This window comes from Streptomyces sp. NPDC001270, assembly GCF_042896695.1.
In the GTDB taxonomy this organism is placed as follows: domain Bacteria; phylum Actinomycetota; class Actinomycetes; order Streptomycetales; family Streptomycetaceae; genus Streptomyces.
The window spans coordinates 113,003-138,291 of sequence record NZ_JBIAXM010000016.1 but is presented as its reverse complement, the minus strand read 5'-3'; the positions used below and the strand labels follow the sequence as shown (position 1 = coordinate 138,291).

The following is a 25,289-nucleotide window of genomic DNA, read 5'->3' as shown; positions in this document are numbered from 1 at the left end:
ACTGTTTGCAGGTAAGGTCAGTCGGTCACGGTGAGGACGACCTTGCCGCGGGTGCGGCCGGCCTCGACGCGGGCGTGGGCCGCGCCGGCCTGCTCCAGCGGGAAGGTCTTCTCCACCTCGACGGCGACCTCGCCCTCCTCGATCAGGTCTGCGATCGTGGCCAGCGCGGGACCGTCCGGCTCGACCAGGTACGCAGTGACGCGCACGCCGGCTGCCTCGGCAGCCTGGGCCAGGTCCGGGGAGACACCGGCCGGGATGGCGACCAGCAGGCCACCGGGGCGCAGGACCTTCAGCGAGCGGGTGCTGGTCTGGTCGTGGGCGTCGCCCACCAGGTCGATGACGACGTCGACGTCCTTGACGACGTCCTCGAAGCGGGTGGTGGTGTAGTCGATGATCTCGTCGGCGCCGAGTTCCTTGAGCCAGCGGTGGCGTGCTTCGCTGGCGGTGGCGATCACGTGGGCGCCCAGGTGCCGGGCGAACTGGACCGCGAAGTGGCCCACTCCGCCGGCGGCGGCCGTGATCAGGACGCGCTGGCCGGCCTGGACGTGGGCGGTGCCGACCACGGTCTGCCAGGCGGTCAGCGCCGCCAGCGGCACGGCGGCCGCGTGCGCGTGGTCGAGGGTGGCCGGCTTGCGGGCCCACTGGCGGGCCGGTGCGGTCACGTACTCGGCGTAGCCGCCGGCGGCGCGCGGGAACCACGGCATGCCGTACACCTCGTCGCCGACCTTCAGGGTGGTGACGCCGAAGCCGACCTCCTCGACGACACCGGACACGTCCCAGCCGAGGATCAGCGGGAGCGTCTGCAGCCCCGCCATGCCCTGGCCCTCGCGGGTCTTCCAGTCCACCGGGTTGATCCCGGCGGCGTGCACCCGTACCAGCACCTCGGTCGGCAGCGGCTCGGGGCGCGCGACCTCCTCGACGGTCAGCACCTCCGCTCCGCCGAACTCGCTGATGGTGACTGCCCGCATGGTGTGCTCACTCATGTTGTCCTCGCTCATGTCCGTCTCACGCTTTCTTTCGCCGGGACCGCGGTCCCGGCACAAGAAACAGTGGCGTGTGCCCGCAGAGGCGGGTGAGTGGCCGGGAGGACATCTGTCGTACCATTCTGGCCATGACACATCGTGTTGTCGTTCTCGCCCTCGACGGAGTCCAGCCGCTGGACCTGGGCATCCCGGCCCGGGTGTTCAACGAGGCCTGTGAACCGGATGGGACCCGTCTGTACTCCGTCAGCACCTGTTCCCTCGGCGGCCGGCCGGTGCGCACGCGCGAGGACTACCGGATCCTCGTCGACCACGACGAGTCTGCGCTGGAGACCGCGGACACCGTCGTTCTCGCCACACAGGAGCCCAGCGAGCAGTTGCTCGCGACCGGCGCGCTCCCCGAGGAACTCGCCGCGGCGCTGGACCGGATAGGGCCGCAAACCCGCATCGTCAGCCTGTGCACCTCGGCCTTCCTGCTCGCGGCGGCCGGTCTGCTGGACGGCCAGCGGGCCACCACCCACTGGGCGCTGTGTGACGCGCTGGCGCGGCTGTTCCCCGACGTCGAGGTCGATCCGGACGTATTGTTCGTCGACAACGGACGCATCCTGACGTCCGCCGGCGGAGCGGCCGGCATCGATCTGTGCCTGCACCTGGTCCGTCTGGACCACGGGGCGGCGGTGGCCTCGGCCGCCGCGCGGCGCTGCGTCGTGGCGCCGTGGCGCGAGGGCGGGCAGGCCCAGTTCATCGAGCACCCGGTTCCGCAGGACACCGACCGTTCCACTTCGGCGACCCGCCAGTGGGCGCTGGACCGGCTGGCCGAGCCGGTCACACTGGAGGACATGGCCCGGCACGCGCACATGAGCGTGCGCACCTTCACCCGGCGGTTCCGCAGTGAGGTGGGCAGCAGCCCGCTGAAGTGGCTGGCGCAGCAGCGGCTGGCGCACGCGCGCCTGCTGCTGGAATCCACCGACCTGACCGTCGCGCGGATCGCCACCGTCTGCGGCTTCGGCGACCCCGTCGCCCTGCGCAAGCACTTCCACACGTACCTGGGCCTGTCACCCCTGGCCTACCGTCGCGCTCACAGCGCACCGGAGCCGATGACGGCACGGTGACCACCCAGCCGGGTCAGGGCTGACCATGCCCTTGTGCCGTCACGATGGCGAACGCCCCGGCGACCGGCTCGTGTGGAGCCAGGCCGCCGGGGCGGGGTGGCGGCCAGGCGGTACGTGACCACAGAACCGCGGTAAGGCGTTCAAACGAAGAAGAGGCGCTCGAGCTCGTCGCTGCCGGCCGGCCGGGTGTACAGGGTGCGGCCGTCCTGGATGACTTTCTCCAGGTGGGCGTAATCTGCAGGGCCCGGTTGGTGGTGTCGGTCTTGCTGTCGCCGGTGAGCTTGACGGCCTGGTCCAACGCCGCGGCCGCGGTTCAGCACCCGCTCCGCGATCGCCAGTTCATCCCGCTCGGCCTGGACCTCCTGGAGCTGCTTGGCCAACTCATCGGCGAGAGCGTCCAGTTCGCTCCGGCGGGCGGTGATCCACTGCCGCTCCTGCATCCCCCGCGCCCTCCCGCCTTCTCACGGCGTGTCGACCTGATGACGGATCGTAGCCGGGGGCCGGTCGTGGGCGCAGCCGAACCCTGCATCCCGCCGGAGCCAGACCTGCCCGATGATCTACGCCATGGTCATCGGCCGCCGACCGGCACGAGTACCCAATTCACCATTCACACCAGACCCGTGACCTGCGACTTCACGATGTACACCGCTCAATGAGGCTGGGGGCTCGCCACGGGCTTGATCCACAGGTCTTGACTATTGCTCTGCCGACGTGCAAGGAGGAACACAACACCTCGCACCGCAAGGTCCGCACAGAGCCCATACGGTGACAGGGCTGCTGCTGCACACTCAGCCCCCGATGGATGCGACGGGTTTCTCGACAGAGGAGAGCTGCCTCAGAGCGAGTGTGGCACCTACCCCGGGAACGAAAGCCAGAGCAACGATTGCACCTCGCTTCAGCGGATCGCGGAACACGCTGCCGATCGCCACCAAATACGCACATCCATGGACTGGACCTGTCAAGGATGCAACGGACGCATTGTGCACCATGGCGAGATTTACCAGAAGAACCGCTAGGGAGATGAGTTCGACCAAGGCCGCAATCTTGAGAGGCGTGCGATTGCGGACCATGTTCATGCCCCCGTAGTGGAGCCGGGACGGACGACCATCAAGACAGTGACCGCCGCCCACAACAGGTTGAAAAAGCCCGTATACATGGCTAGTTGCGCAGTATGTGATCGCTCGATGGTGCCGTTGGTGCTGATGTGGCCGAGGAGCTTTTCCTGGCTGGGCAGTACGAGGATGACGAGGAGGCCGGCCGCCGCCGCGGTCAAGATGATCGATGCGATCAACCATCCGCTCCCGAGGATGCCCATGTACGAGGCAGTGGCGAACCCCAATACCGGGACAGCCAGCCCGAGGCCGGCGTAGACCCGGCAGATGCGGTGAAGGAGTTGGGCTGTAGCCGCTGCGGAAGCGGCCGACTCGCTCGCCCCGGCACGGCGGGCAGTTGGCGGGAACATACTGGCGGCAACGGATACAGGGCCGATCGCGATGATGGCAGCCAGGACATGGAGGGAAAGAAGGATCTTGGTCATGATTCGGCGTGCTTTGCGGATCGAACGTTGTGCACGATGAACATTGCCGCTCCTATTACTCAGACCACCGAAATTTCCGCGGGAAGCCGGCCTCCGGTGTGAAGTGAGAAACGCTTGTCGTCCTACGGGTGGGTCGACACGATGAGGCTGACCAGAAGAGATGACGGCGTTCCCGGCGCCCAGACGCCACCCCTAAGCAACTTGCAGCCCACCTGAAACATAGCACCTACCGCAGCCCCGGAGGCCACCCAGGGGTACTTTCAGGCATGCTGTAGGTTGGCGTCTGGACGCAGGCACACTTGAGGCGCCTGCTTCCCCGTCCGCCCGCGGCACGCGCCTCGAAGTGGTACGGCCAGAGACCACCGCCGGCACCGCGCAGCCGGCGCCCCCTCATCTGGACCAAGGAGATTCTCGTGAGCGACAACGAAACAGCTGGGCCTGCCTTCACGCTGTGGAACGTCTACAGCGTCGGGGACGAGCGCCCTGTGGTCGACGAGAGGGCGATGGGCAGCCTTTCGTCCGTCTTGGACGCCGTCTCCTCGGACGGCGTGGTCCTGCGAGGCATGTATGACGTATCAGGTCTGCGAGCTGGAGCAGACTTGATGATCTGGCTGCACGGGGCAGACCCGGAACGACTGCAGTCGGCTGCGCGCGTACTGCGACAGGAGCAAGTGTTCACGGGACTGAAGCCGGTATGGCACGCGATGGGGGTCCATCGCGAGGCCGAGTTCAATCGGAACCATGTACCAGCCTTCATAAGGGGTGTTCCGCCGGCCAGGTGGCTCACTGTGTACCCGTTCAACCGGAGTTATGAGTGGTACTTGCTTCCTGAGGAAGAGCGACGTGACCTCCTTGCCGAGCATGGTCGTGCTGGGGCGGCGTACCGCTCGGTGCTGACGAACACAGTCTCGGCGTTCGCCCTCGGCGACTACGAGTGGATCCTTCCGCTTGAAGCTGACGATCCGATTGACCTCGTGGACATGATGCGGACACTCCGCGCCACACGGGCACGGTTGCATGTGCGTGAAGAAACACCGTTCTTTACAGGTCGGCGAATTGAGCTCTACGAGCTGTACGAACTACTTGGTGCATGAGCGACCTGAGCCGCTCCCCGCCGTGCTGTCAGCGTCGTCAGATCCACAGGCAGCGGGCTAAGACGTTGTTTCACCTGGTGAGTCGACGATGGGCGACGAGGGTTGCGGCTATGCCGACGAAGGCCCGGAAGCGCTCGGCCTTGCGTTCGCAGCGGCGGAGCAGGCGGCGGCATCCCGCCGGCCAGGACACCGTCCCTTCGACGACCCAGCGGTGGCGGCCGAGCCGTGTGGACGGCTCGATGCCCTTGCGGGCGATACGGCGACGGATGCGACGCTCGCGAAGCCATTTCCGCAGGTGGTCGTAGTCGTAGCCGTTGCTCGACCTCCTCGCCGCCGAACCCGACCTCCTCCACCACCGTCCCGGCCAGACACTGACCGGCGACAAGAACTACTCGGCGTCCCCCTCGAACGCGAACTCGCCGAACAAGGCGCCCAGTTGCTGCGGCCGACACACAAAGGCGAACGGGGGCGACCCGGCGCACATCTCTTCAAGCCACTGCGGCAGGTCATCGAGTCGGTCAACGAGACCTTCAAGGGCCGACTCGACCTCGAACGTCACCGCGGACGCACGCCCGCCGGCGTCGTCACCCGTGTCATGCAGCGCATCCTCGCCCTGACCGCGGCGATATGGCACAACGCCCACACAGGACAGCAAGTCCTACGGTCGCTGACCGCGTTCGATCACTGACCCCTTGGAACAGATCATCCAGGCGACGCCGCTCAAAGCGACCGGCATCACGAAGGTCCTCCACGCCGTCCGTCCTCTGACGTCAGTCGGCTCGCGATCGGGATGATCGGGATGGAGCCCACTCCGCGCGTACCGGGCGGCGGCAACGGCCCTGTCTCAGCGCTCTGCTTGTCGGCCGTGACAGCACGGATCATCGGCCCCCGTCCATGACCCGTCACACCTACAGCTAGACTGCAAGTTGCGCAGATCGAGAGCCGACGCGGGAGCAGCCGCGAGGCTTGCTGCCCTACGCCGGAAAGGTAGGCCGTTGTGAGCGGCGGAGAGACTCGACAAAGTGGTGTGCCAACGGAGGTTCGAAAAGCAGAAGACCGGGGCAAACCACTCGCATCCCAGCTCGCCCGCGATACGTCAGTCGCAATTGCGCATAGGATATTTCTACGTATCCGCGCCTACGTTGTCATGACAAAGCCGCGAGTGATGGAACTCCTGCTTGTCACGACTGCGCCGACCATGGTTCTGGCTCATCGCGGCTTGCCAAATTTGTCGCTCGTCGTAGTGACGCTCATCGGTGGAGCGGCAAGCTCAGGCAGCGCCTCGGCTTTCAATATGTACCTGGACCGAGACATGGATGCCCGGATGAAACGCACATCTGGCCGCCCTTTGGTAACCGGAGAGGTGACACCGCGGTCCGGCCTGATCTTCGCCTGGCTCCTGGCAATCTCCTCGACGGTCTGGTTCTGTTTCCTGGTAAATTACCTGGCCGCTGTACTGTCTGTCTGCGCGATTCTATGGTATGTCGTCGTGTACACCATGACCCTCAAGCGCCGCACCGAGCAAAACATCGTGTGGGGCGGAATCGCCGGCTGCTTCCCTGTGATCATTGGCTGGGCATCGGAGACAGGGACCGTGTCGTGGCCGGCGGTAACGCTTTTTCTCGTGATTTTCTTTTGGACCCCGGCGCATTATTGGCCGCTGTCCGTCAAGTACGGCGAGGACTACCGCCGTGTCAACGTCCCCATGCTCGGCGCAGTCCGAAGCATCGAGTACGTGGCCAAAAAAGTAACCGCATACGCCGTCGCGACCGCCGTAACCTCCATTCTCCTCATTCCCATTGCCGGAATGAATTGGATTTATTCAGCAATAGCTGTAGCCGGTGGGGGATGGTTCGTATGGGAGGCCCTTCGGTTTCAGGTTGCCGCCCGTCGAGCGGCAGCTTCGCCTCGACCAATGCGAATGTTTGCAGCATCAAATGCGTATCTCGCATTGCTGTTCGCCGCAGTAGCTGTCGATCCACTCCTCAGACTCTGAGACTCACGAAATGACCAGTCCTTCGTCAACTCACGACTGTTTCCGTGGAATCACACTACCTGGCGATTCTCGGCCACTTTCACCAAACTGCTGGACAAGATACCGGCGGCAGACACAAATGCCTGAGACCACCTATCGCTCCACCTCATCAGGGTCACGCATACTGCCATGATCACGACGGCCATTTACGCACAAACAGGAATATCTGACTGATGAACGAGCAAGAACGTACCCGCCGCAGATTCTTGACCGGCAGCGCCGCCGCCACTCTGGGCGCTGCAGCAGTCGGAACTGCCGCCGGAACGCAACTCTCCCGCAATGGGACAGGCCAAGCGGAGCCGTCGCCGACGCCCCATACGCCCTCCACCATTCCGTTCTTCGGCGCCCACCAGCCTGGCATCGCCGATCCGCCCCCGAGCAATGCGGCTTTCCTCGCCTTCGACCTGAAAACCTCGGCGGCGAAGTCCGACCTGGCGGACGTGATGCGCGCGTGGACGGCTCTTGCGGCGGCACTGATGAGGGGGGACACCTCAGTCGACCCATCATTGGTGTCTACCGGCTCAGCGCCAGGAAAGTTCACCATGACCGTCGGGCTCGGAGGCACCGCCCTCGATCAACTTGGCATACAGCGCCCGCCTTCACTCGTCGACCTGCCGTTGTTCCCCGGCGACGAGCTCGAAGTCGCAGCCTCACACGGCGCGGTCTTCGTGCAGCTTTGCTCGGACGATGCCCTGTATCTCGGAGGCGCTGTGCGTGCCGTCCGCGCGGCTGCCAAGCGTGTCCTGCGGCCCCGCTGGCAGATGAATGGCTTCCGCGGTGCTACCTCCTCGACCAGTAGCAGCAACGGCCGGAATCTCATGGGCCAGATCGACGGCACCAACAACATCACCGTCAGTCGTACATCCAACGGCGGACCAGTCTGGATCGACGCGGCTTCGCCAGCATGGATGACAGGCGGAAGCTACGTCGTCGTACGCCGATTCCGCATGCTCTTGAGTGCATGGGAAAGCGCCGGGTCGAAAACACGGGACCGTGCGGTAGGCCGATACATCTCGTCGGGAGCCCCGCTCGGTGGGCGCAAAGAGTCCGATCCGGTCGACCTGAACGCTACAGACCCGTCCGGAGCACCGACCATCCCGGTGGATGCCCATATCCGCCTTGCGGCGCACCGCCGAGGCGGTGAAGAAATGCTCCGGCGATCTTATTCCTACTCCATAGGGCAGGCAAGTGGCACCGCGGCCGACGAGGACGCCGGCCTGATCTTCGTCTCCTACCAGGCCGATCCCCTCACCAGTTTCATCCCGGTACAGCAACGACTGGCCACATCAGATGCCCTCGCACGCTTCACAGTGGCCAAATCCAGTGCGCTATTCGCGATCCTGCCCGGTGTTACCGGGAAGCACGACTGGTATGGGCGATCCCTGCTGAGTTAATTTCGAAGTAACGCACTCAGTATTGCGTCGCTCCTCCCAAGACGAATGAGCTTACTTGCCAGAACCCTCCTCGGTGAATAAATCCCAGTTGACTGTGTCGCCAAGCGGCTTTCCGATTAGGCTTCGACGTATCTGAACTCCGTCAGCTGATCGTCGCCGCGAGCCTGCGTTCCGTTTATCCCACTCGACTAACCCTCTTGGCCTGGGCCACGGTCACTGATTCTTCCCTCATGCAACTGACAGAAAGGCTGTAGGCATGCCAGCGTCTACACACCGCTTGTTCTCGGCCGTAATAGCTGTGGGCCTCTTCGCCACACTCGTCGGCTGCACAGGCCACGACTCGGCGAAAGCTGATGCTCGCGCGTCAGCCATTGCAGTTCTAGACACTAAAGATCTCGGCAACATACTCGTCGACGGCAAGGGAAGCGTTCTTTATATCTTTGAGCCAGACAACGCCTCGACAGTCAGCTGCACGTTCGGCTGCGAGACGATCTGGCCCCCGCTCATGGCCGTCGACGGCGCGTCCCCGGCAGCTGGCGCCGGCGTTGACGGAAGCCAATTGGGTACTCTACCCAAACCCCCCAGCGGTTACGTCGTTACTTACCACGGCTGGCCGCTCTACCGGTACGCTGCCGATACGACACCTGGCGAACACAGCGGACAGGACGTCTTTCTGAACGGCGGCAACTGGTACGTCATGAAACCTGACGGTAAACCCCTCATCCCATCCCATGAAGTGCCAAGCCGGTAGCCGGTAGCCGGTAGCCGGCAAGCAAACGGGCCCCGGACTGCAGGCGATCGAGGTCGACGGCAAAGCCCTGCGCGGCTCGCGCACCGCCACCACCACGTACGTCACCCTGCTCGCCGCGATGGACCACACGGGCACCGTCCGCGCCCAGCACCAGGTCGCCGACAAGAGCAACGAGATCTCCGCCTTCGCCCCGCTGCTGGACCCACTCGACGTCATCGGCACCGTGATCACCGCCGATGCCCTGCACACCCAGCACGCCCGCGGCACCTGGTTCCCCGAACGCGGCGCCCACTACATCACCCAGGTCAAGGCCGACCACCCCACCCTGTTCGACCGGGTGCGCCGCGTCCGCCCTGGCCCGACATCACCCTCGCCCACTACGAGCGAGAGCGATCCTGGCCGCGCGGCGCGCGGGCGCCTGGTGGAGCTGGTCACCAGCGCCCTGCTTGACTGCCCGTCGATGGTCGAGCGCGAGCAGTTCCCTGCACTCGCATCCACGGCACTGCCCCTGAGATGACTCTGAGCAGCCCGAGTGCGTCGCCTCAACCACCAAGCGTCGCGGTGACGGCTCGCCGCATGTCGCGCGCAGGGTCAGCCGGTGCGAGCGGAGAGCGCCTGGAGCAGCAGGCCGGTGAGATCGCGGCAGGCGTCAGGACCGAGTGCGTCCTGTAGGCCCGCGTCGGCCGCGGCGTAGGCATCCTGGCCGGCGACGAGCAGTCGCATGCCGTCTTCGGTGACGTGGAGTTCGGCGGTGCGGCCGCGACCTGCTTCGGTGCGCCGCTCGACGGCCCCCCTTTCCTCAAGGTGACGGACGGTGGCCTGAGCGCTCTGGGCGGTGATCCCTGCCCGGCGCCCCAACTCGCTGTAGGACAGGCCGGGTTCGCGACGCAGATGCCCGAGCGCGGCGAGGTGGCGCAGGGTGTAGCCGGTCGGTTTCAGTGCGTGTTCGACGTCGCTGCGCACGCGCCTGCCGAGGGCTGCGAGCAGGAAGGCGGTACTGGTGGGCTGGGGCGGGATGGTCACGGGACCTCATTCGATCACGAGAGTTTCAGTTTGACTGTAACTGGCAGATGAGGCAAGCTCCAGTTGTCGGCGGACGACGCGGTGGATCGAACCCGCGTGGGGAGTACGCCAGCCCGGGGACCTCACAGCGTCACGGCAGAAACACTACAAGCGTTTGAATCTCGGAGGCTTCAAAATGACGGACCACGCGACGAACTGGCCCGACCACCTGACAGGCGATGCGCAGCCACTGGAAGTCGGCATCCTTCTCTACGAGGGACACACCGCGCTCGACCTTGTTGGTCCATACACCACTTTTGTACTGGCGGGCATGAAGGTCCACCTCGTGGCCGAGACCCTCGACCCTGTCCTCTCGGACGACGGCGGCATGACCATCGCTCCCACGACCACCTTCGACGACTGCCCTGAGCAGCTCGACATCCTGTTCGTTCCTGGTGGCGGGATGGTGTACAAGCCGATGCTCGACCCGGCCACCATCGCATGGCTGTCGGATCGCGGTGCGACTGCCTCGTACATCACGGCGGTGTGCAACGGTCCGCTCGTCCTTGCGGCAGCCGGACTCCTCGACGGTTACCGCGTAGCCACGCACTGGGCGTCCAGGGACCAGCTGGCACGGATGGGCGTCGAAGTATCGACGGAACGTGTGTGCATCGACCGCAACAGGTTCTCAGGTGGCGGTGTGACCGCAGGAATCGATTTCGGGCTCACCATCGTCGCTCACACCCTGGGCGAGAAGGCCGCGAAGTTCGCCCAGCTCGTCATGGAATACGACCCCGAGCCGCCGCTCAACGCCGGATCACCCGAGAGCGCCGGCCCCGAGATCGTGGCACTGCGCACACGCTTCATGGCCGAGCCCGACACCGAGCTCCGCAACGCTGTGTCGCACCTGTTGGAGCAGCGTGCAGCAACGAGCTCGCAGGCGGAATCGGACGAGAACGCCCGCCCCGGCGCCGGCGTCATCAACACCTGACCGCGCTCCCCGGCTCCGCACGTCGAACCTGACAACGCCACGCTGTCAAGCTCGACGTGCATGGTGGACGTGCGGGCTGGCGAGTTCGCCGCGTGGTCGAGCATTGGTTGGCTTTCCCTCACCGTGGAGCGCGCTGAGGCACCCCTTCGCTGCCAGCACGTTCCGCAGCCCGGGCGAGCACCACTTTCCGGGCCCTGCACCACATCTGTCGTCCCCATTCAGCACGACGGGCCACTGCGCTTGGCTGTCTCCGAAGCCGCGATCAGGCATCCGCAGGACGAGCCCGTGTGCGTGTACACCATGACGCGGAGAGAGTCTGAGGTGTGCGGGACGTTGCCAAGGCGCCACTGAGACGGCGACGCCATGCAGGTGGCCTGCTAATTCCGACGCTGCCAGGTACGGGAGAGAGCCCGGCGATTGGAGCGTGTATCGAGTCGTGATCAATGTGCGACATGTGCCTTCGTGGCACGGTCTGGTCCGATAGACCGTCTTGCGTGACGCGAGTGCAACTGACTGACTCGGAGTCGGAGTTCTGTGGACAGAACACCTAGGCGGCGTGGGCCTTCGGCGACAGCTCGCTGGTCGCGGGCAGGGCCTGCTCGCACCAGATGGTCTTGCCGGTGGTGGTCTGCCGGGTGCCCCACCGTTGGGTCAGTTGGGCGATGAGCAGCAGGCCGCGGCCGTTCTCGTCGAAGGTCCGCGCCCGCCGCAGGTGCGGTGCGGTGCTGTTGCTGTCGGAGACCTCACAGATCAGCGTGCGGTCGTAGATCAGCCGCAGCTGGATCGGGGGGCTGCCGTATCGGATGGCGTTGGTGACCAGCTCGCTCACCACCAGCTCGGTGACGAACTCAAGCTCCTCGAGTCCCCATGCCACGAGCGTTCGGACGGCCTCGGTACGGATTCCGGCCACTGCGGCCGGATCTGCGGGCACGGTCCAGCTGGCGACCCGTTCGTCGTCCAGGGTGTGGGACCGGACCAGCAGCAGGGCGGCGTCGTCGGCAGGTGGATCGGGCAGCAGCGCCTGTACGGTGCGGTCGCACAGCCGCTCAAGGGAGTCCACGGGCTCGGTCAGCACACTGCGCAGGGTCTCCAGCCCGACGTCCAGGTCGCGCTTGCGGGACTCCACCAGCCCATCGGTGTAGAGGGCGAGCAGGCTGCCCTCCGGCAGCTCCACGTCGACCGACTCGAAGGGCAGGCCGCCGAGGCCGAGTGGCGGTCCGGCCGGCAGGTCAAGGAAGGCGGCGGTTCCGTCCGGGGCGACGAAGAAGGGTGGCGGATGCCCGGCGCGGGCCATCGAGCAGCGCCCGGACACCGGGTCGTACACCGCGTACAGACAGGTGGCACCGACGTTTGCCTCGACATCGTGCCCCGCGTCGACGGTGTCGAGGCCGGCCCGCGATATCGCCGACGGTGCGCTCGCCGTCTGGTCGGGTGCGTCGGCACCGGACTCCGCGGACATCTGGATGACCATGTCGTCGAGCCGGGTGAGCAGCTCGTCGGGGGTGGGATCGACATCGGCGAGGGTGCGGATGGCTGTCCGCAGCCTCCCCATGGCCGCGGAAGCGTGTATGCCGTGCCCGACCACGTCGCCGACCACCAGCGCGACCCGGCCGCCGGACAAACCGATCACGTCGAACCAGTCACCGCCCACCCCGGCCCGGGATGCCGCGGGCAGATACCGCGAGGCAAACTCCACCGCCGACTGCTTTGGAAGGCTTCGCGGCAGCAGATTCCGCTGGAGGGTGCGGGCGATCTCATACTGGTTCTCCAGGTTGGCAGCCCGCTCGATACTCGCGGATGCCAGTTGGGCGAGCTGGGTGAGAACCGCCTCGTCGTCGGCAGTGAACTCACCGCCGTCCTCCTTGTCGGAGAGCTGGATCACACCGAGGTTCTGACCGTCGGAAGCGATCAGCGGCACGGCCAACCAGCCGCGCATCGGCAGGTGTTTCCCCGCGTAGGAGCCGAAGCCGCGCCAGGCCGGATGGGCTTCAAGCTCTTCTTGAGTCATCCGCATCGCACGGTTGTTCTGACACACCAGGAGAAAGATCCCCTCTCCCTGCGCGGGGACCTTCACATGGCGCCAGGCGGCGTACCTGTCCGAGAGCGACAGGGCGGACATCGCATAGTTGCGAACCGGGTCGGTGGTGAAGCTGGTCAGGGACTGATGTGCACCGACCAGCTCCCGGGCATGGTCGGTGACCGCCTGCAGCGCCTGCTCCAGCGAGGGTGCGGCGTTGATCTGCACGCTGGCGCGGGCCAGGTCCCGCAACTGCCGTGAGCGTCGGCGCTCAGCCACGGCAGCCGCTGCGGCCTGCTCGTACAGCCGGTTGCGTTCGGCTATGTACAGCTGCAGCCGAATCTCGTTCATCAGCGATACGGCAAGCCGTTCGAGGGAGCGCCGCTCCTCCTGGTCCCAGCTCCGGGGTCGGACGTCGACGACCCACAGCGCGCCGATCGGCTGCTCGCCCAGCAGCAGCGGCGCCCCCAGGCAAGCTCTCACATCGCTGCCGGCGACCGCGGGGTCGGCGTGTGCGGGATGGTCGTGCATGTCGGCGATCACGATCGGACGCCCCGAGACCACTGCCTCGGCACACAGCTTCGAGCCGACGGCGCGCTCCCAGCCCCTTTCCCCGAGCGCGGCCTGTACGGCCCGGTACTTGAGCGTCTGGCCGCCGTCACCGACCACACAGATCAGCGCTCCTGCGCCGTTCAGCAGCCGGAGGGCTAGCCGCGCTGTCCGGTCGAAGGCGTCCTCGGCCAGGCCGTCGACCGCGCGAACCGACTCCACGGCCGCGAGCCGCCTCGGATCCCGCAGTACTTCTTCGCTGCTCGGCCGACTCACTGTCCGCCCCGAGACCCCGACACAGAAACCCTCTTCCAAGCGCCGATCACCCTTTGTGAAATTAATACGAATCACTCTTTTTACTTCATTATCGTACTAAATATCTGATGCCGCTGAGCGGAGCTGCGCCGAGGCATACGACACCGCGGCGCGGGCAGGACGGGGCGCCGCGACCGTCGGGCGAGGTCCTCGCCGGGACCGCAGGTGAGGAGGTCGCCGAGGACCTGGGGTGCGTCCGGGGACGCTGCACAGCTGGGTCTCGCGCTGGAGGAACGCGGCCCGGCTCGGGCCCGGGGTGCCCGGGTCCTCAGGCATCCTCGGCCGCCGGGCGAGCGGACACCACGGACAGGTCGAACGCGTCCGCCGCCGTCGCGTTCCGCCTTCCGTACCGCCGCTGCCACACCAGCAGCGGTCCGGCGACGGCGAGCACCAGCACGCTCGACATCCGCCACCCCAGGGTGTCGAACGCGGTGGCCGACAGCAGGGACGCGACGACGGACGCGGCGCCGGTGGCGCCCTCCACGACCGCCTGGAGGCGCGAGCCCCGGCCGGTCGCGTAGCTGCGCACCAGGAACGCCGTTCCGGCCAGGTACGTGAAGTTCCAGCCCACGCCCGCACAGATCATCGCCGTCATCATCGGGACCGCGCCGTCGCCGAAGGCCCCCGCGACCCCGCCGAGCAGTGTGATCCCGATGCCGGTGAGCGCGGTGTGCCAGGGGCCGATCCTGCGCATCAGCTCGCCACTGATCAGTGCCGGGGCGAACATCCCGACCAGGTGCCACTGGATCAATGCGGCCCCCAGCTCCGCCGAGTGGTGCGCGTGGGCGCTGGCGAGCGGCCCGATCGCCATGACCAGCGTCATCAGGGCACCGGAAAGCGGCAGCAGGACGAGCGCCGCCACGAAGTTCGGGTTGCCCCGGCCCTCGCGGAAGGTGGCCGGCCCGGCTGCGTCGTCCGCTCCCCCGGCGTTCGCACCGGCCGGCGGGGCCGCGGCACTGGGCTCGCGTGAGACGGTGAGCGCCAGCGGCACCGCCGCCAGTCCGAGGAGCGCGACCAGCGCGTACGACCCGACGAACTCGACCGCGAAGGCACGCGAGGCTGCCAGCGCGGCGAACGGTCCGAGGAACGCCGCGATGAGGCCGCCGTACATGACGATCGACAGCGAGCGCTCCTTGCGGCCGTCGGGCGCGAGGTCGGCTGCCAGGTAGCGGATGTAGCCACCGGTGGAGCGGTACGCGCCGAGCAGCGACGTGGCGAGGCACAGCAGCCAGAAGGCGTCCGCGTACACGGCGATCATCGACAGCAGCCCGCCGACGACCGCACAGCCGCCGCCCATCGCCATCACCGCGCGGTAGCCGTAGCGGGCCGTCAGCAGCCCCGCCGCGACCGAGGCGAGCAGGCCGAAGCCGGTGATCAGCGTGAGCGGCAGGGTGGCCAGGAGCGGGGTGGGCGCCAGGCGGAGTCCGGCGAGAGAGGTGAGGGTCAGGTCGACGCTCACCGCTCCGTAGTAGATCGTCTGCGACGCGACCAGCCGGGTCAGGTCGGCGGCCGAGCGCGGGGGGCGGGGGGACACGCGGATGCTCTCCTCGAACGGGCGGGAGTGGATGTGCTCCACCCTGGCCGAGCGGGGCCGCCCCCACGAGAGGCGGGAATGCCATCATTCGCTAGCATTCCGCCATGACCGCCACGCCGGTACGACCACACCGCATCGCCGTCCTGCTCCTCGACCCCGTCCTGCCGCTGGACGCGGGGATTCCGCTCCAGGTGTTCGGGCGTGCCACCCTGCCCGAGTACGAGGTGACCACCGCGTCGCTCGGCGGGCGGCCGGTCCGCGCGGCGGGGGGCCTGACGGTAACCCCCGACCACGACCTCGGCGCGCTCCGGGACGCCGACACCGTGATGGTGCCGGGCTACGCGCGCGCCGACGCCCCGCTCGATCCGGAGGTGCTCGGCGCCTTGCGCGCGGCGGACGCCCGCGCTGCCCGCATGGTCTCGATCTGCAGTGGGGCGTTCGCGCTCGCCCAGGCCGGGGTGCTCGACGGGCTGCGGGCCACCACGCACTGGGAGAGGTGCGCCGAACTCGCCGAGAGGTACCCGCGGGTGACCGTCGATCCGGACGTGCTGTACGTGGACGAGGGCCGCGTACTGACCTCGGCGGGCGTGGCGGCCGGCATCGACCTGTGCCTGCACGTCCTGCGCCGCGACCACGGCTCGTCCGTCGCGAACGCCATGGCGCGGTCCATCGTCGCGGCGCCCCGGCGGGAGGGCGAGCAGCGCCAGTTCATCGAGTACGCGGACGCGCCGTCCGGCGAGGACGCCCTGTCGGCGACCCGCGCGTGGATGCTGTCTGTGCTGCACAAGCCGCTGACGGTGGCCCGGATGGCGGAGCACGCGCGCATGTCGGAGCGCGGCTTCGCCCGCCACTTCACGGCCCAGACGGGTCTGCCGCCCCTGCGCTGGCTGCAGTCCCAACGCGTCGAGTACGCGAAGCAGTTGCTGGAGTCGACGGATCTGCCGGTGGACGAGGTCGCGGCCCGCTCGGGGCTGGGCTCCCCCGCGAACTTCCGCATCCACTTCAAGCGGGCCACGCGGGTGGCGCCGCTGGCGTACCGGAAGTCGTTCGGCACGGCGGCGTGAGCCGCGCCGACCTCCACCACGCGCGGAGTGGGTCGTTGAGCCGGGCATGATGGGTGGGGAGTTGGCCGTGGTCCGGTGTGATCCGGAGGACTTCGCGATCGCGGTCCCCAGCCCCGACCCCTGATCCTGAACACGGGCCATGCGGCTTCGGCCGGCGTAGTTGCTGTTGTTCGGAGGGTTTGCTCGTAGGCAAGGGGGCTGCGGTGTCGGAGGGGGAGCGGCGTCGGACCGTGAGGGGCCTACTTGTTTCCTGATCGAGACGAGGCAACGCGCTGACGCCACAACGCCTCTCCAAGCCGAGTGAGGGCACCACCGAGATCCTTCCACTCATCCTCGGCGAACTCGTCGCGGTCGTACTCGGCGAGGAGTCGGTTCGCGCGCTCTATCGCCTCGACGCCTTGGTCCGTCAGCTCAATCACCGCCGCACGGCCTTGGCCCACTCCACCGACCGTGCCGACATAGCCCTCGGCGATCAGCGCTTCGACAATCGGGTGCAGGCTCTGCACTTTGATGCCTGCACGCCGTGCCAGCGCGCTGAACGAAATTCCTGGATCCGCCCGCAGATGCCCAAGGAGACCCAGTCGGCGCAGGGACAGGCCCATCGCCTTCAGCCCTTCCTCGACTCGCGCTTCCAAAGATCGCGCCTGCAGGATCATGATCATCGTTGGACTCATCGGATACCCCGTCGAGCCGCTGTCTCTCGCTTCTGCCATTCACGCCTCCTTGTGGGCCTCCCCGGCCCCACCGTGCCAGAACCTGCAGCTAGACTGTATACTCTTGCTCACATATCGGCTCCCCTCCGGCATTCCGCTGAGACGGTGCGGACCTGGGTCCGCAAAGCCGGAGTCGACGCCGGCCAGCGTCCGGGCGTGACCTCGGACGAGGCCGCAGAGATCAAGCGCCTGAAGGCGGAGAACGCCGAACTGCGGTGGGCGAACGAGATCCTCAAGGCGGCATCAGCTTTCTTCGCGGCCGGGCTCGACCGGCCATCGAAGCGCTCGTAGCGTTGGAGCAGGTCGGCGGCCCGATCATGGCCGCGTCCCGGACAGTGGTACGGATCTTCTTCCCTCGCCGAGCGCCCTCCAGGCCCAGGTCGCGCATCAGCCGTGCGACGGTACAGCGAGCCACCGGCATGCCTTCGCGTTGTAGTTGCCGCCAGACTCTCCGGACGCCGTAGACGCTGACGTTGTCCGTGTGGACGCGGCTGATCTGCTTCTTCAGCTCGGTGTCGCAGACTGTCCGGGTGCTGGGGATGCGATTCTTTGCCGCGTGGTAGGTGCTCGTCGCGATCTTCGGTCCGTGACTGGTCAGGTACTCGGCAGATCGGCCCGACTCCGAACACCTGGCGGTGTGTGCATCACCGCGCCGGCGAGGCTGCCGCGGGTCTGCTCGGCCGTTTTCAGGGCGTCCTCGACAGCACCCCGCCGTCCAGCGCGGTCCGACCCGGGTGCGCGCCACTACTGTCCATTTCTGATGGAGAGAGCGTGGCGGAAGATGCCGCGTGGGTCCCAGCGTTGTTTGGCCTCTTGCAGGCGGGCGTGGTTGTCTTTGTAGTACAGGATCTCCCACGGTGTTCCCGAGGTGTTCCAGCGCGGGTCGGCGAGGTCGGTGTCGGGGTAGTTGATGAAGGCCCCGTCGGCGATCTCGCCCGGGACGGGGACTCCGCCGGTGTCGGCGAAGAGGTCGCGGTAGCACTCGCGTATCCAGGCCAGATACTCAGGCGCCTGCGCCGGTTGCGCCCAGGACGCGAGGCAGGAGAGCTTCAGCACGGAACTGCGGTGGGGCATGGCCGTGGCGTCGGACGGAAGGGTGTTGACCGCTCCGCCGTAGGTGTTGAGGACGACGCTGCCGGCGAGCACACCGCTGTCCTGGCGGGTCAGATGGCGGTAGACCACGGCGGCCTGGCGGTCGGTGAGGCGCCGGCGCAGGAACGCCGACTTGATCTTGATGTGCCAGTCGCCGACGGCTTCACCGGAGCCGCGCAAGGCAGCGTCCAGCCAAGGTAGGCGCCGAGTGGTCAGACGGGCGGGGCGGCTGGTGCCTTCACTCACCGCGTTGACGAACCCGTCGAGCAGGCGGTGGTCCCGGCCGGGCTCGTCCGCGACCTGGCCGAGGAGCATGTGGGCGCCGGCCGCGCGGCGCGTCAGGGCGAATTCGGCGTAGAGCGCCGCGTTCGGGTCGGTGGCGGTGGCGTGGCGCTCCGCCCACCGCCCGTGGTTGCGCACCATGCGGGTGAAGTGCTCCTCGTCCATGCCGTCCCAGCTCCACTCGGCGGTGAAGGTGAGCGCGGTGGCCGGCGGAGTGGGCAGCGAGCGGAACCAGAAGCGGGTGACGACGCCGAAGTTGCCCCCTCCCCCTCCGGTGTGGGCCCACCAGAGGTCGCGGTGTGGGTCGTCCAGCTCCCGCGTGGCGACGACAGAACGAACGCCGCCCTTGCGGTCGACGACCACGACCTCGACGGCGTAGAGGTAGTCGCTGACCAACCCGAACAGCCTGCATAGCGGCCCGTATCCGCCGCCGGGTATGTGGCCGCCCGCGCCGACCTCGGCGTGGTATCCGGCCGGCAGGGTGACCCCCCAGCCGAGGTAGAGCTTCTGGTACACCTCGCCCAGCGTGGCTCCCGCGTCGACGGCGTACGCCCGGTACTGCTCGTCGTAGGTCACCTCCCGCATGGGTGACATGTCGATGACGGTGGTGATGCCAGGGTGATCGACGAAGTCTTCGAAGCAGTGCCCGCCGCTGCGGACCGCGAGTCGTGCTCCGGAGGCCACGGCCTCGCGCACGGCACGCACGACGTCCCCTGTCGAGCCGACGAGATAGACGTGCTCCGGCGTCCCTTGGAAACGGTTGCTCGCTCCCCGCGCGATCAGATACGCGTAGCGGGGGTCCCCGGGTGAGACGCGAAGGGGACCTTCAGGTAGCCACGCGGTGGGCGCGCCGCCCCCCGGGACCGCCGCCGAGGCCACCGAGGGGGCCAGCGCCGTCCCTGCGCCCGCGGCCGCCGCCGCGAGGAAGACTGCGCGCCTGCCGGGCCTGCCTGCCGAACCTGTCGTACCTGTCGAACCTGTCGAACCTGTCGAACCTGTCGAACCTGTCGAACTCATGCTGTCCCCCTTGTGGTTGGGTGCTGTGCTTTCGACGCTAGGCGGGAGCGGCCGGCTTGGCAGCGGGGCCTGCTGGCGGATCCGGGGTGTACCCGGTGACACCACGGCCCGGTGCTCAGCGCACCGGTGACGGGGGCGTGCCCCCCTGCGGGTGTGTCAATTCAATGGATTCGTCGCGTAATCGGTGGTTGCCCTCGTGGCGATCACCGGAGGGGAATGCGGTGGCGGAGGAGGGGGAACCCGGCTCGGCCACACGTCTGACGCGTAAATCTCGCGGGAACTCAGAACTGGCGACTCACGGCCGCGATCCGAACGCCTCCCTGCGGGAAGTGCGGCCCGGTCAACTCCCCCTCCGCATCGGTCAGATCAGCACGAGTCACGCGACCCTTCCACCGCAGCCGCCCCCTCCTGAAGCCGAAATGACCGATCCGTGATCCCCACCCGGAGCAGCCCCTGGACGGCAGGAGGTCGGTTCAGGTGAGGACGACCGGCTGGCCGCTCAGCTCGACTCCTGCCTGACGCAGTTGCGTGATTGCGGTATCGGTGGTGTCGGCGGCGACACCGGCGGTGTAGTCGAGCAGTACCTGCACCTCGAAGCCCGCGCGCACGCCGTCCAGTGCCGTCGCTTTCACGCAGTGGTCGGTGGCGATACCAACGATGTCGACGGCGCCGACCTGGCGGGCACGCAGCCAGTCGGCCAGCGCGGTCCCGTCCGCGGCTGCGCCCTCGAAACCGCTCTTCGAGGCCGAGTGCGCGCCCTTGAAGAAGACCTCGTCGAGAGCTTCCTGCGCGGAGGCGAAGCCCGGATGAAACCCGCTTCCCTCGCTGCCGGCGACGCAATGCACGGGAAAAGAGTCCTGAAAGTCGGGGTGTTCGGAGAAATGGCCACCCGGATCGATGTGGTGGTCGCGAGTGGCCACCACGTACGCGTACCCGGTTCCGCCACTTCGGATCAAGTCGGCGATGGCGACGGCGCACCCCGCGCCGCCCTTCACCGGAACGCTGCCGCCCTCACAGAAGTCCTTCTGCACATCGACGACGATCAATGCACGGTGCACGGCAATTGCCTCTCTGTCGGAGCGATTCCCCGGCATACTCCCGCCTCCCCCCGCGGATGGACGCGATACGCGCCGGGCGGCTCACCCAACCGGCACGCCGGCCCGACTGCGAGCCGGCGTGTTGTCAGCTCGGTCGGATTGACGCTGCCGTACGGGCGACGGCGTGCCTCGTCAACCGTGCCCGAGTTCGGGCACCCCCGCCGCCTCTTGTCCAGCCAGTCGCGGTACGCGATAGGTTGACGACTCATGAACACCGAGCTGGTGGTGGCCTCGGTCTCCGGGGCGGTCGCCCTTTCAAGCGTCCTGCTCAGCTCCCGCTTCAGCCGGAACCAGACACTGTTCGCAGCAACGCTGGAACGGCAGAGAACAGATCAGCTGAGGCTCGCCGAGCACCAGGACTTGATGAGTCAGCGCCGGGATCCGCTGCTGCGGGCGGCCTACGACTTCCCATCACGCCTCTTCAACATCGTGGACAGGCGGTTCCTGGACGTCTACTACGCGCGTGGCGACGACCTCCAGCGTGCCTACGCGCTCAGGAGCACCCTGCACGTCGCGACAACGGCACCGATGCCCGCCTCGCCTGCGTCGCCGTCGGCGGGCGTCGTGGGAGGAATACGGCTGCCTCAACGGACTCCTGTGTGGGCCGTCAGCCGGGCGATGTCGCCTCGGTCCTTGTCCGTGAGCGGGTAGCCCTGGTGGGCCCGCAACTGGGTGGCAGTGTCGACGCAGAGGACCGTGTGCCCGCCGATCCTGCCGGGTACCGGAGCCGGGTAGTGGAACGTGCCTCCGTCGGGCAGCACTTGGTCCCCGCCGCCGTCCTCCGTCGCGTCGACCGGGTGCAGATCCACCTCCCGTCCAGCCTGGTCCGCGAGGGCCAGCGCGGTCGGCAGTACGTCTCGCAGCACCCGGGTGAATCCGGCGGCTGCCAGCGCCGCACGGGTCGTGTCCAACTCCGTGCGCAGCACCACCAGATCAAGATCCGAGTGGGGCCGCGACACCGTGCCCAGCAGGGCTTCGACGCCCCAGCCGCCGTCCACCCACGCCGTCACGGCCGCGTCCGTGAGTTCGTCGAGTACCGCGATCACGTCCTGTTCACCCATCACGCGATCATCGTGCCAGATGCCCGGCACCCTCCGGCCCGGCGTCACCGGCCAGTGAGCTGCGCAGGAGTTGACGGCTAGATGAATGAGTCCAAGGGTTCGCCTGCGGGCATGGCGCGAGGGCGCCCATTGTCGATGTGTGACGAAAGACCTGGACACCCTCGCAACGGCACTCTATGCCCGAACCGACGACGAGTTGAAGGCTTCACCGTGGCTGGCCCCCTGGCGGCCGAAGACCGGGATCGCGCCCACTCTCAGTGACGCGGAACTGCTCACGCTCGCGGTGATGTCGGCGCTGCTCGGCTACACCTCCGAGCGGCGCTGGCTGCGCCGCGTCGACCGGGACTTCCGCGGCCTGTTCCCCTACGTGCCCCGGCAGTCCGGCTACAGCAAACGGCTGCGAGCCGCGTCCTCACTGCTCACCAGCATGATCCGGATCCTGGCCCGGACTTTGGTCATCGCGTCATTGAGGGCGGCGACGGCGGCGGGGAGGGCGGGCAACGCGCCGATACGCGAGGCCAGCAGGGACCTGATCTGTTCCCGCAGTGAGCGCAGTTGCGCGGCACACATCTCCCGCATGTCGATCCTTACGCCGACCGGAGCCAGGCCGCGTTCGACCAGCCACTGGTTCACCGCCTCGGGTGTGCCGACAGCGCTGTTGGCCAGGGCCAGGGATGCCCACTTCCCTCGGCGCCGATATGGCCTCGGCGTTCACAGGACGGGCCGCCGTGCCGGCTCTGCCCACCTGCGGTTCCTCGGGGCGGCCACGGCCGCAGGCAGGTGCTGCCCAACAGCGACGTCGGTGTCCTCCCGGATGTTGGCGGCGCAACCGAACGGAATGCCTGTCTCACCGGCGCGACCGGGCGCCGGGCGGATGAAGGGTGAGCCCATGGCTTTGCGAGGACCTCCGAGGGCGGCTGCAGCATTCCCCCGGCAATGGGTATGTGCTCAGTCCGTCGTCTCAGCTGCACTGCCATCGTCGGCGATCCGGTCCAGCCATTCGCCCAGCAGAATGCGTTCACCGGGGGTGAGGTGCCGCACGCCGTCGCTGAGCAGGGCTTTGAGCGCGATGGCGTGGACAGCCGCCTTGCTCGCCAGGTCGCCGGCTTGGCCCCTCTGCGGTTGCACCAGGACGGAGCCGAGCACCGCATCGCGGACGCTGTCGGCCAAGCCTTCGTACGGGGACAGTTGTCCCCCCGCCTGTGCGGCGATGAGTGTGAGCGCGACGCCGACACCGGATGAGTGGACCATCGCTGCCGCGGACTCGACACTCGTGCGCAACCGGCCGGCCTTCGCGATGCCCTCCACCAGTCCCAGCAGGACCTTGTGTGCCTCCCCGGTCAGAGGGGACTCCGCATCAGGCCGGGGGTCGGCGTACAGAAGCCGGTAGACGGCGGGGTTCGCGAGGGCGAAGGCGATGTGGAGATCCCAGCCGTCCCGCACCTGTTCCACCGGGTCGCCTGCACCGATATGAGCCTGCTTGGCCGCAAGGTAGTCGGCATAACCGCGCTTCGCGACGGCGTCGAGGAGTCCTCGCATATCGCCGAAGTGGCGGTAGATCGTCTGCGCCTGCACCCCGGCCGCGGCGCTCACAGCGCGCGTGGACACCGCCTCCCTACCCCCTTGGGTGAGCAGGTCGGCGGCCGCTTGCAGGATCCGCTCGCGCGGCTGGGGGATCACTTCAGCCTCTGTCATGCATCAACGATAACAGTTGACAGTGAGCACCGATGTGTTAGCGTCGATGCATCGCATTGGTGAGCACCGATGCGATGCAGTCCGGTAGTGCACATCCCCACAGAACCCCGGCCCCTTTTCCTCACCGATTCGAAGGACATCTGTCATGACTGACACCACGAACCGCGTCGCACTGGTCACCGGCGGCTCCGGTGGCATCGGCCGCGCCGTCTGCGAGCGCCTCGCCCGCGAGGGCTACGCGGTCGCCGTCCACTACGCCGGCAACAAGAGCCGGGCCCACGAGGTCGTCGCCGCTGTCACCGCACTGGGCGCCAAGGCCACCTTCGTCGTCGGCGACGTCGCCGACGAGAATCAGATGGCGGCCGCCTTCGACGCCGTCGAGAGCGAGTTCGGCGGCATCGACGTCGTCATCAACACCGCCGGCATCATGCTGCTCTCCCCCATCGCCACCCTCGACCTCGACGACCTGGACCGGATGCACCGCACCAACATCCGCGGCGCCTTCGTCGTTTCCCAGCAGGCCGCCCGCCGCCTCCGCAGCGGTGGCGCGCTGATCAACTTCACCACCTCCGTCACCCGCCTGCAATTCCCCGCCTACGGCGCCTACGTGGCCAGCAAGGCCGCGGTCGAGGGCATGACCATGATCCTCGCCAGGGAGCTGCGCGGCAGGGACATCACCGTCAACGCCGTCGCCCCCGGTCCGACCGCCACCCCGTTGTTCCTGGACGGCAAGGACCAGACCGCGATCGACAGCCTGGCCAAGGCCGCCCCGCTGGAGCGCCTGGGCACACCCGACGACATCGCCGAGACCGTCGCGTTCCTCGCCGGCCCCGCCCGCTGGCTCAACGGCCAGATCCTGTTCGCCAACGGCGGCATCGCCTGAGCACGTACGTGTCAACGACCGGTGCAAAGACCACCGCTCCCCCGTCCACTCATACCTGCACACGACCGTCTCAAGGAGCCTTCCATGCGTAACGTCGTCCTGATCACCGGCGCCTCCAGCGGCTTCGGCGCCCTCACCGCCCGCGCCCTGGCCGATCGCGGCAACACCGTCTACGCCGGCATGCGCCGGACCACAACCCGCAACGCGGCCCAGGTCCAGGCCGCCGCCGACTACAGCCGCGAACACGACGTCGATCTGCGCTCCATCGAACTCGACGTGAACTCCCAGCAGTCCGTCGACGCCGCCGTCGCCCGGGTCATCGCCGAGCACGGCCGGATCGACGTCCTGATCCACAACGCCGGCCACATGGTCACCGGCCCCGTCGAGGCATTCACACCCGAACAGCTCGCCGAGCTCTACAACGTGAACGTCCTCTCCACCCAGCGCGTCAACCGCGCCGCCCTCCCCCACCTGCGCACCGCCGGCCGCGGACTGGTCATCTGGGTGTCCAGTACCAGCGTCAAGGGCGGCACCCCGCCCTACTTGGGCCCCTACTTCGCCGCAAAGGCCGGCATGGACTCCCTCGCCGTCAGCTACGCCGCCGAACTGGCCCGCTGGGGCGTGGAAACCTCCATCGTGGTACCCGGATCGTTCACCAGCGGCACCAACCACTTCGCCCACTCCGGCAAGCCCGAGGACACGGACACCGAGGCCGCCTACGAGACCAAATACCCCGGCCTGGTCGACCAGGTCGCCAAGAAGCTCGCCGCCCTCGCCCCCGCCGACGCCGACGCCTCGATGGTCTCCGACGAAATCGCCCGCATCGTGGCCATGCCCCCCGGCCGGCGCCCCTACCGCGTCCACATCGACCCAGCCAACGACGGCTCCGAAGAAGTCTCCGACGTCGCCGACCGCATCCGCGACGAATTCCTCACCCGCGTCGGCCTCGCCGACCTCCTCACGGTCAAGCCCAGCGCCAACTGAGCCCGGTGGGCTTCGGCGACCGCGACAGCACGGTCGTGGGCATGCTCCGGCCCGGCAACGCGGCGCGGCACTGCCCTGTCCGGGGCTCCC

Annotated in this window: 23 protein-coding genes and 5 pseudogenes; 14 read left to right on the top strand and 14 right to left on the bottom strand. The window is 67.6% G+C overall.

Annotated elements, in window-relative coordinates:
* Positions 1–17: 17 nt before the first annotated feature.
* On the bottom strand, positions 18–983 hold the full coding sequence (locus ACFY2B_RS26425; protein ID WP_390765631.1) for an NADP-dependent oxidoreductase: 966 nt from the start codon (positions 981–983) through the stop codon (positions 18–20).
* Between the two features lie 128 nt (positions 984–1,111).
* Between ACFY2B_RS26425 and ACFY2B_RS26420 the strand changes: the two genes are divergently transcribed.
* Positions 1,112–2,092 carry a GlxA family transcriptional regulator gene (locus ACFY2B_RS26420; RefSeq protein ID WP_390765554.1) on the top strand — a complete coding sequence of 327 codons (981 nt, stop codon included), beginning with the start codon at positions 1,112–1,114 and terminating at the stop codon, positions 2,090–2,092.
* Between the two features lie 140 nt (positions 2,093–2,232).
* Here the strand turns inward: ACFY2B_RS26420 and ACFY2B_RS26415 are convergent, their stop codons facing one another.
* Together ACFY2B_RS26415 and ACFY2B_RS26410 are read right to left on the bottom strand one after the other, a co-directional pair.
* A complete protein-coding gene (locus ACFY2B_RS26415; RefSeq protein ID WP_329536203.1) occupies positions 2,233–2,532 on the bottom strand; it encodes a hypothetical protein in 300 nt (99 codons plus the stop codon).
* A 632-nt stretch (positions 2,533–3,164) separates the two neighbouring features.
* Entirely contained in the window at positions 3,165–3,629 is a 465-nt protein-coding gene (locus tag ACFY2B_RS26410) for a hypothetical protein (protein ID WP_390765553.1), read from the bottom strand.
* A gap of 413 nt (positions 3,630–4,042) precedes the next feature.
* Between ACFY2B_RS26410 and hemQ the strand changes: the two genes are divergently transcribed.
* Complete coding sequence (hemQ, locus tag ACFY2B_RS26405) at positions 4,043–4,723, top strand: hydrogen peroxide-dependent heme synthase (protein WP_390765552.1); 681 nt, start codon at positions 4,043–4,045, stop codon at positions 4,721–4,723.
* A gap of 70 nt (positions 4,724–4,793) precedes the next feature.
* On the opposite strand, the pseudogene ACFY2B_RS26400 reads toward hemQ, so the two are convergent.
* Positions 4,794–5,039 (bottom strand): annotated as a pseudogene (locus ACFY2B_RS26400) (IS5/IS1182 family transposase); the annotation flags it as partial.
* On the opposite strand from ACFY2B_RS26400, the pseudogene ACFY2B_RS26395 reads away from it, so the two are divergent.
* From ACFY2B_RS26395 to ACFY2B_RS26375, 5 genes and pseudogenes are all read left to right on the top strand, one after another.
* Positions 5,038–5,411 (top strand): annotated as a pseudogene (locus tag ACFY2B_RS26395) (transposase); the annotation flags it as partial. The pseudogenes ACFY2B_RS26400 and ACFY2B_RS26395 sit on opposite strands and share 2 nt — an antisense overlap.
* 417 nt (positions 5,412–5,828) lie before the next feature.
* Complete coding sequence (locus ACFY2B_RS26390; protein WP_390765630.1) at positions 5,829–6,719, top strand: heme o synthase; 891 nt, start codon at positions 5,829–5,831, stop codon at positions 6,717–6,719.
* 212 nt (positions 6,720–6,931) lie between these two features.
* Positions 6,932–8,152, top strand: a complete 1,221-nt coding sequence (locus tag ACFY2B_RS26385; protein ID WP_390765551.1) for a Dyp-type peroxidase — start codon at positions 6,932–6,934, stop codon at positions 8,150–8,152.
* Between the two features lie 277 nt (positions 8,153–8,429).
* On the top strand, positions 8,430–8,903 hold the full coding sequence (locus tag ACFY2B_RS26380) for a hypothetical protein (RefSeq protein WP_390765550.1): 474 nt from the start codon (positions 8,430–8,432) through the stop codon (positions 8,901–8,903).
* A 37-nt stretch (positions 8,904–8,940) separates the two neighbouring features.
* Positions 8,941–9,420: an ISAs1 family transposase gene (locus ACFY2B_RS26375; RefSeq protein WP_390765629.1), complete on the top strand. Its 480-nt coding sequence runs from the start codon at positions 8,941–8,943 to the stop codon at positions 9,418–9,420.
* A gap of 74 nt (positions 9,421–9,494) precedes the next feature.
* Here the strand turns inward: ACFY2B_RS26375 and ACFY2B_RS26370 are convergent, their stop codons facing one another.
* Positions 9,495–9,926 (bottom strand): MarR family winged helix-turn-helix transcriptional regulator, encoded by a 432-nt coding sequence (locus ACFY2B_RS26370; protein WP_390765549.1) that lies wholly within the window; start codon positions 9,924–9,926, stop codon positions 9,495–9,497.
* A 175-nt stretch (positions 9,927–10,101) separates the two neighbouring features.
* Here ACFY2B_RS26370 and ACFY2B_RS26365 point away from each other — a divergent pair, with 175 nt between their 5' ends.
* Positions 10,102–10,896: a DJ-1/PfpI family protein gene (locus ACFY2B_RS26365; RefSeq protein ID WP_390765548.1), complete on the top strand. Its 795-nt coding sequence runs from the start codon at positions 10,102–10,104 to the stop codon at positions 10,894–10,896.
* Between the two features lie 547 nt (positions 10,897–11,443).
* Here the strand turns inward: ACFY2B_RS26365 and ACFY2B_RS26360 are convergent.
* On the bottom strand, positions 11,444–13,684 hold the full coding sequence (locus ACFY2B_RS26360; protein ID WP_390765547.1) for a SpoIIE family protein phosphatase: 2,241 nt from the start codon (positions 13,682–13,684) through the stop codon (positions 11,444–11,446).
* Positions 13,685–14,045: 361 nt separating this feature from the next.
* Positions 14,046–15,311 carry an MFS transporter gene (locus ACFY2B_RS26355; protein WP_390765546.1) on the bottom strand — a complete coding sequence of 422 codons (1,266 nt, stop codon included), beginning with the start codon at positions 15,309–15,311 and terminating at the stop codon, positions 14,046–14,048.
* Positions 15,312–15,415: 104 nt separating this feature from the next.
* On the opposite strand from ACFY2B_RS26355, the gene ACFY2B_RS26350 reads away from it, so the two are divergent.
* Entirely contained in the window at positions 15,416–16,375 is a 960-nt protein-coding gene (locus ACFY2B_RS26350; RefSeq protein WP_390765545.1) for a GlxA family transcriptional regulator, read from the top strand.
* A 239-nt stretch (positions 16,376–16,614) separates the two neighbouring features.
* On the opposite strand, the gene ACFY2B_RS26345 is transcribed toward ACFY2B_RS26350, so the two are convergent.
* Positions 16,615–17,088: a MarR family transcriptional regulator gene (locus tag ACFY2B_RS26345; RefSeq protein WP_390765544.1), complete on the bottom strand. Its 474-nt coding sequence runs from the start codon at positions 17,086–17,088 to the stop codon at positions 16,615–16,617.
* Between the two features lie 99 nt (positions 17,089–17,187).
* Here ACFY2B_RS26345 and ACFY2B_RS26340 point away from each other — a divergent pair.
* Positions 17,188–17,378, top strand: a pseudogene (locus ACFY2B_RS26340) (IS3 family transposase); the annotation flags it as partial.
* A gap of 41 nt (positions 17,379–17,419) precedes the next feature.
* Here ACFY2B_RS26340 and ACFY2B_RS26335 read toward each other — a convergent pair.
* The 3 genes and pseudogenes from ACFY2B_RS26335 to ACFY2B_RS26325 form a co-directional block, all read right to left on the bottom strand.
* A pseudogene (locus tag ACFY2B_RS26335) lies at positions 17,420–17,677 on the bottom strand (IS3 family transposase); the annotation flags it as partial.
* 155 nt (positions 17,678–17,832) lie between these two features.
* Positions 17,833–19,479: an FAD-binding oxidoreductase gene (locus tag ACFY2B_RS26330; RefSeq protein ID WP_390765543.1), complete on the bottom strand. Its 1,647-nt coding sequence runs from the start codon at positions 19,477–19,479 to the stop codon at positions 17,833–17,835.
* A gap of 473 nt (positions 19,480–19,952) precedes the next feature.
* On the bottom strand, positions 19,953–20,537 hold the full coding sequence (locus tag ACFY2B_RS26325; protein WP_390765628.1) for an isochorismatase family protein: 585 nt from the start codon (positions 20,535–20,537) through the stop codon (positions 19,953–19,955).
* Positions 20,538–20,783: 246 nt separating this feature from the next.
* On the opposite strand from ACFY2B_RS26325, the gene ACFY2B_RS26320 reads away from it, so the two are divergent.
* On the top strand, positions 20,784–21,227 hold the full coding sequence (locus tag ACFY2B_RS26320) for a hypothetical protein (RefSeq protein WP_390765542.1): 444 nt from the start codon (positions 20,784–20,786) through the stop codon (positions 21,225–21,227).
* Here ACFY2B_RS26320 and ACFY2B_RS26315 read toward each other — a convergent pair.
* Entirely contained in the window at positions 21,161–21,637 is a 477-nt protein-coding gene (locus ACFY2B_RS26315) for a nucleotidyltransferase domain-containing protein (protein ID WP_390765541.1), read from the bottom strand. The genes ACFY2B_RS26320 and ACFY2B_RS26315 overlap by 67 nt on opposite strands.
* Before the next feature lie 139 nt (positions 21,638–21,776).
* Here ACFY2B_RS26315 and ACFY2B_RS26310 point away from each other — a divergent pair.
* Positions 21,777–22,082: pseudogene (locus ACFY2B_RS26310) on the top strand (IS982 family transposase); the annotation flags it as partial.
* Here ACFY2B_RS26310 and ACFY2B_RS26305 read toward each other — a convergent pair.
* A complete protein-coding gene (locus tag ACFY2B_RS26305; protein WP_390765540.1) occupies positions 22,022–22,270 on the bottom strand; it encodes an ABATE domain-containing protein in 249 nt (82 codons plus the stop codon). The pseudogene ACFY2B_RS26310 and the gene ACFY2B_RS26305 sit on opposite strands and share 61 nt — an antisense overlap.
* A gap of 315 nt (positions 22,271–22,585) precedes the next feature.
* Positions 22,586–23,332 (bottom strand): TetR/AcrR family transcriptional regulator, encoded by a 747-nt coding sequence (locus tag ACFY2B_RS26300; protein WP_390765539.1) that lies wholly within the window; start codon positions 23,330–23,332, stop codon positions 22,586–22,588.
* 145 nt (positions 23,333–23,477) lie between these two features.
* Here ACFY2B_RS26300 and ACFY2B_RS26295 point away from each other — a divergent pair, with 145 nt between their 5' ends.
* Both ACFY2B_RS26295 and ACFY2B_RS26290 read left to right on the top strand, forming a co-directional pair.
* Positions 23,478–24,215 (top strand): SDR family oxidoreductase, encoded by a 738-nt coding sequence (locus tag ACFY2B_RS26295; protein WP_390765538.1) that lies wholly within the window; start codon positions 23,478–23,480, stop codon positions 24,213–24,215.
* Positions 24,216–24,299: 84 nt separating this feature from the next.
* Positions 24,300–25,199, top strand: a complete 900-nt coding sequence (locus ACFY2B_RS26290) for an SDR family oxidoreductase (RefSeq protein ID WP_390765537.1) — start codon at positions 24,300–24,302, stop codon at positions 25,197–25,199.
* The last annotated feature ends 90 nt before the right edge of the window (positions 25,200–25,289 follow it).

Bases quoted from the DNA above. Each gene is read 5' to 3' on its own strand.
- ACFY2B_RS26425 (WP_390765631.1), bottom strand. From the start codon at position 983: ATGAGTGAGCACACCATGCGGGCAGTCACCATCAGCGAGTTCGGCGGA.
- ACFY2B_RS26420 (WP_390765554.1), top strand. From the start codon at position 1,112: ATGACACATCGTGTTGTCGTTCTCGCCCTCGACGGAGTCCAGCCGCTG.
- ACFY2B_RS26415 (WP_329536203.1), bottom strand. From the start codon at position 2,532: ATGCAGGAGCGGCAGTGGATCACCGCCCGCCGGAGCGAACTGGACGCT.
- ACFY2B_RS26410 (WP_390765553.1), bottom strand. From the start codon at position 3,629: ATGACCAAGATCCTTCTTTCCCTCCATGTCCTGGCTGCCATCATCGCG.
- ACFY2B_RS26385 (WP_390765551.1), top strand. From the start codon at position 6,932: ATGAACGAGCAAGAACGTACCCGCCGCAGATTCTTGACCGGCAGCGCC.
- ACFY2B_RS26365 (WP_390765548.1), top strand. From the start codon at position 10,102: ATGACGGACCACGCGACGAACTGGCCCGACCACCTGACAGGCGATGCG.
- ACFY2B_RS26350 (WP_390765545.1), top strand. From the start codon at position 15,416: ATGACCGCCACGCCGGTACGACCACACCGCATCGCCGTCCTGCTCCTC.
- ACFY2B_RS26345 (WP_390765544.1), bottom strand. From the start codon at position 17,088: ATGGCAGAAGCGAGAGACAGCGGCTCGACGGGGTATCCGATGAGTCCA.
- ACFY2B_RS26330 (WP_390765543.1), bottom strand. From the start codon at position 19,479: ATGAGTTCGACAGGTTCGACAGGTTCGACAGGTTCGACAGGTTCGACA.
- ACFY2B_RS26320 (WP_390765542.1), top strand. From the start codon at position 20,784: ATGAACACCGAGCTGGTGGTGGCCTCGGTCTCCGGGGCGGTCGCCCTT.
- ACFY2B_RS26315 (WP_390765541.1), bottom strand. From the start codon at position 21,637: ATGGGTGAACAGGACGTGATCGCGGTACTCGACGAACTCACGGACGCG.
- ACFY2B_RS26300 (WP_390765539.1), bottom strand. From the start codon at position 23,332: ATGACAGAGGCTGAAGTGATCCCCCAGCCGCGCGAGCGGATCCTGCAA.
- ACFY2B_RS26295 (WP_390765538.1), top strand. From the start codon at position 23,478: ATGACTGACACCACGAACCGCGTCGCACTGGTCACCGGCGGCTCCGGT.
- ACFY2B_RS26290 (WP_390765537.1), top strand. From the start codon at position 24,300: ATGCGTAACGTCGTCCTGATCACCGGCGCCTCCAGCGGCTTCGGCGCC.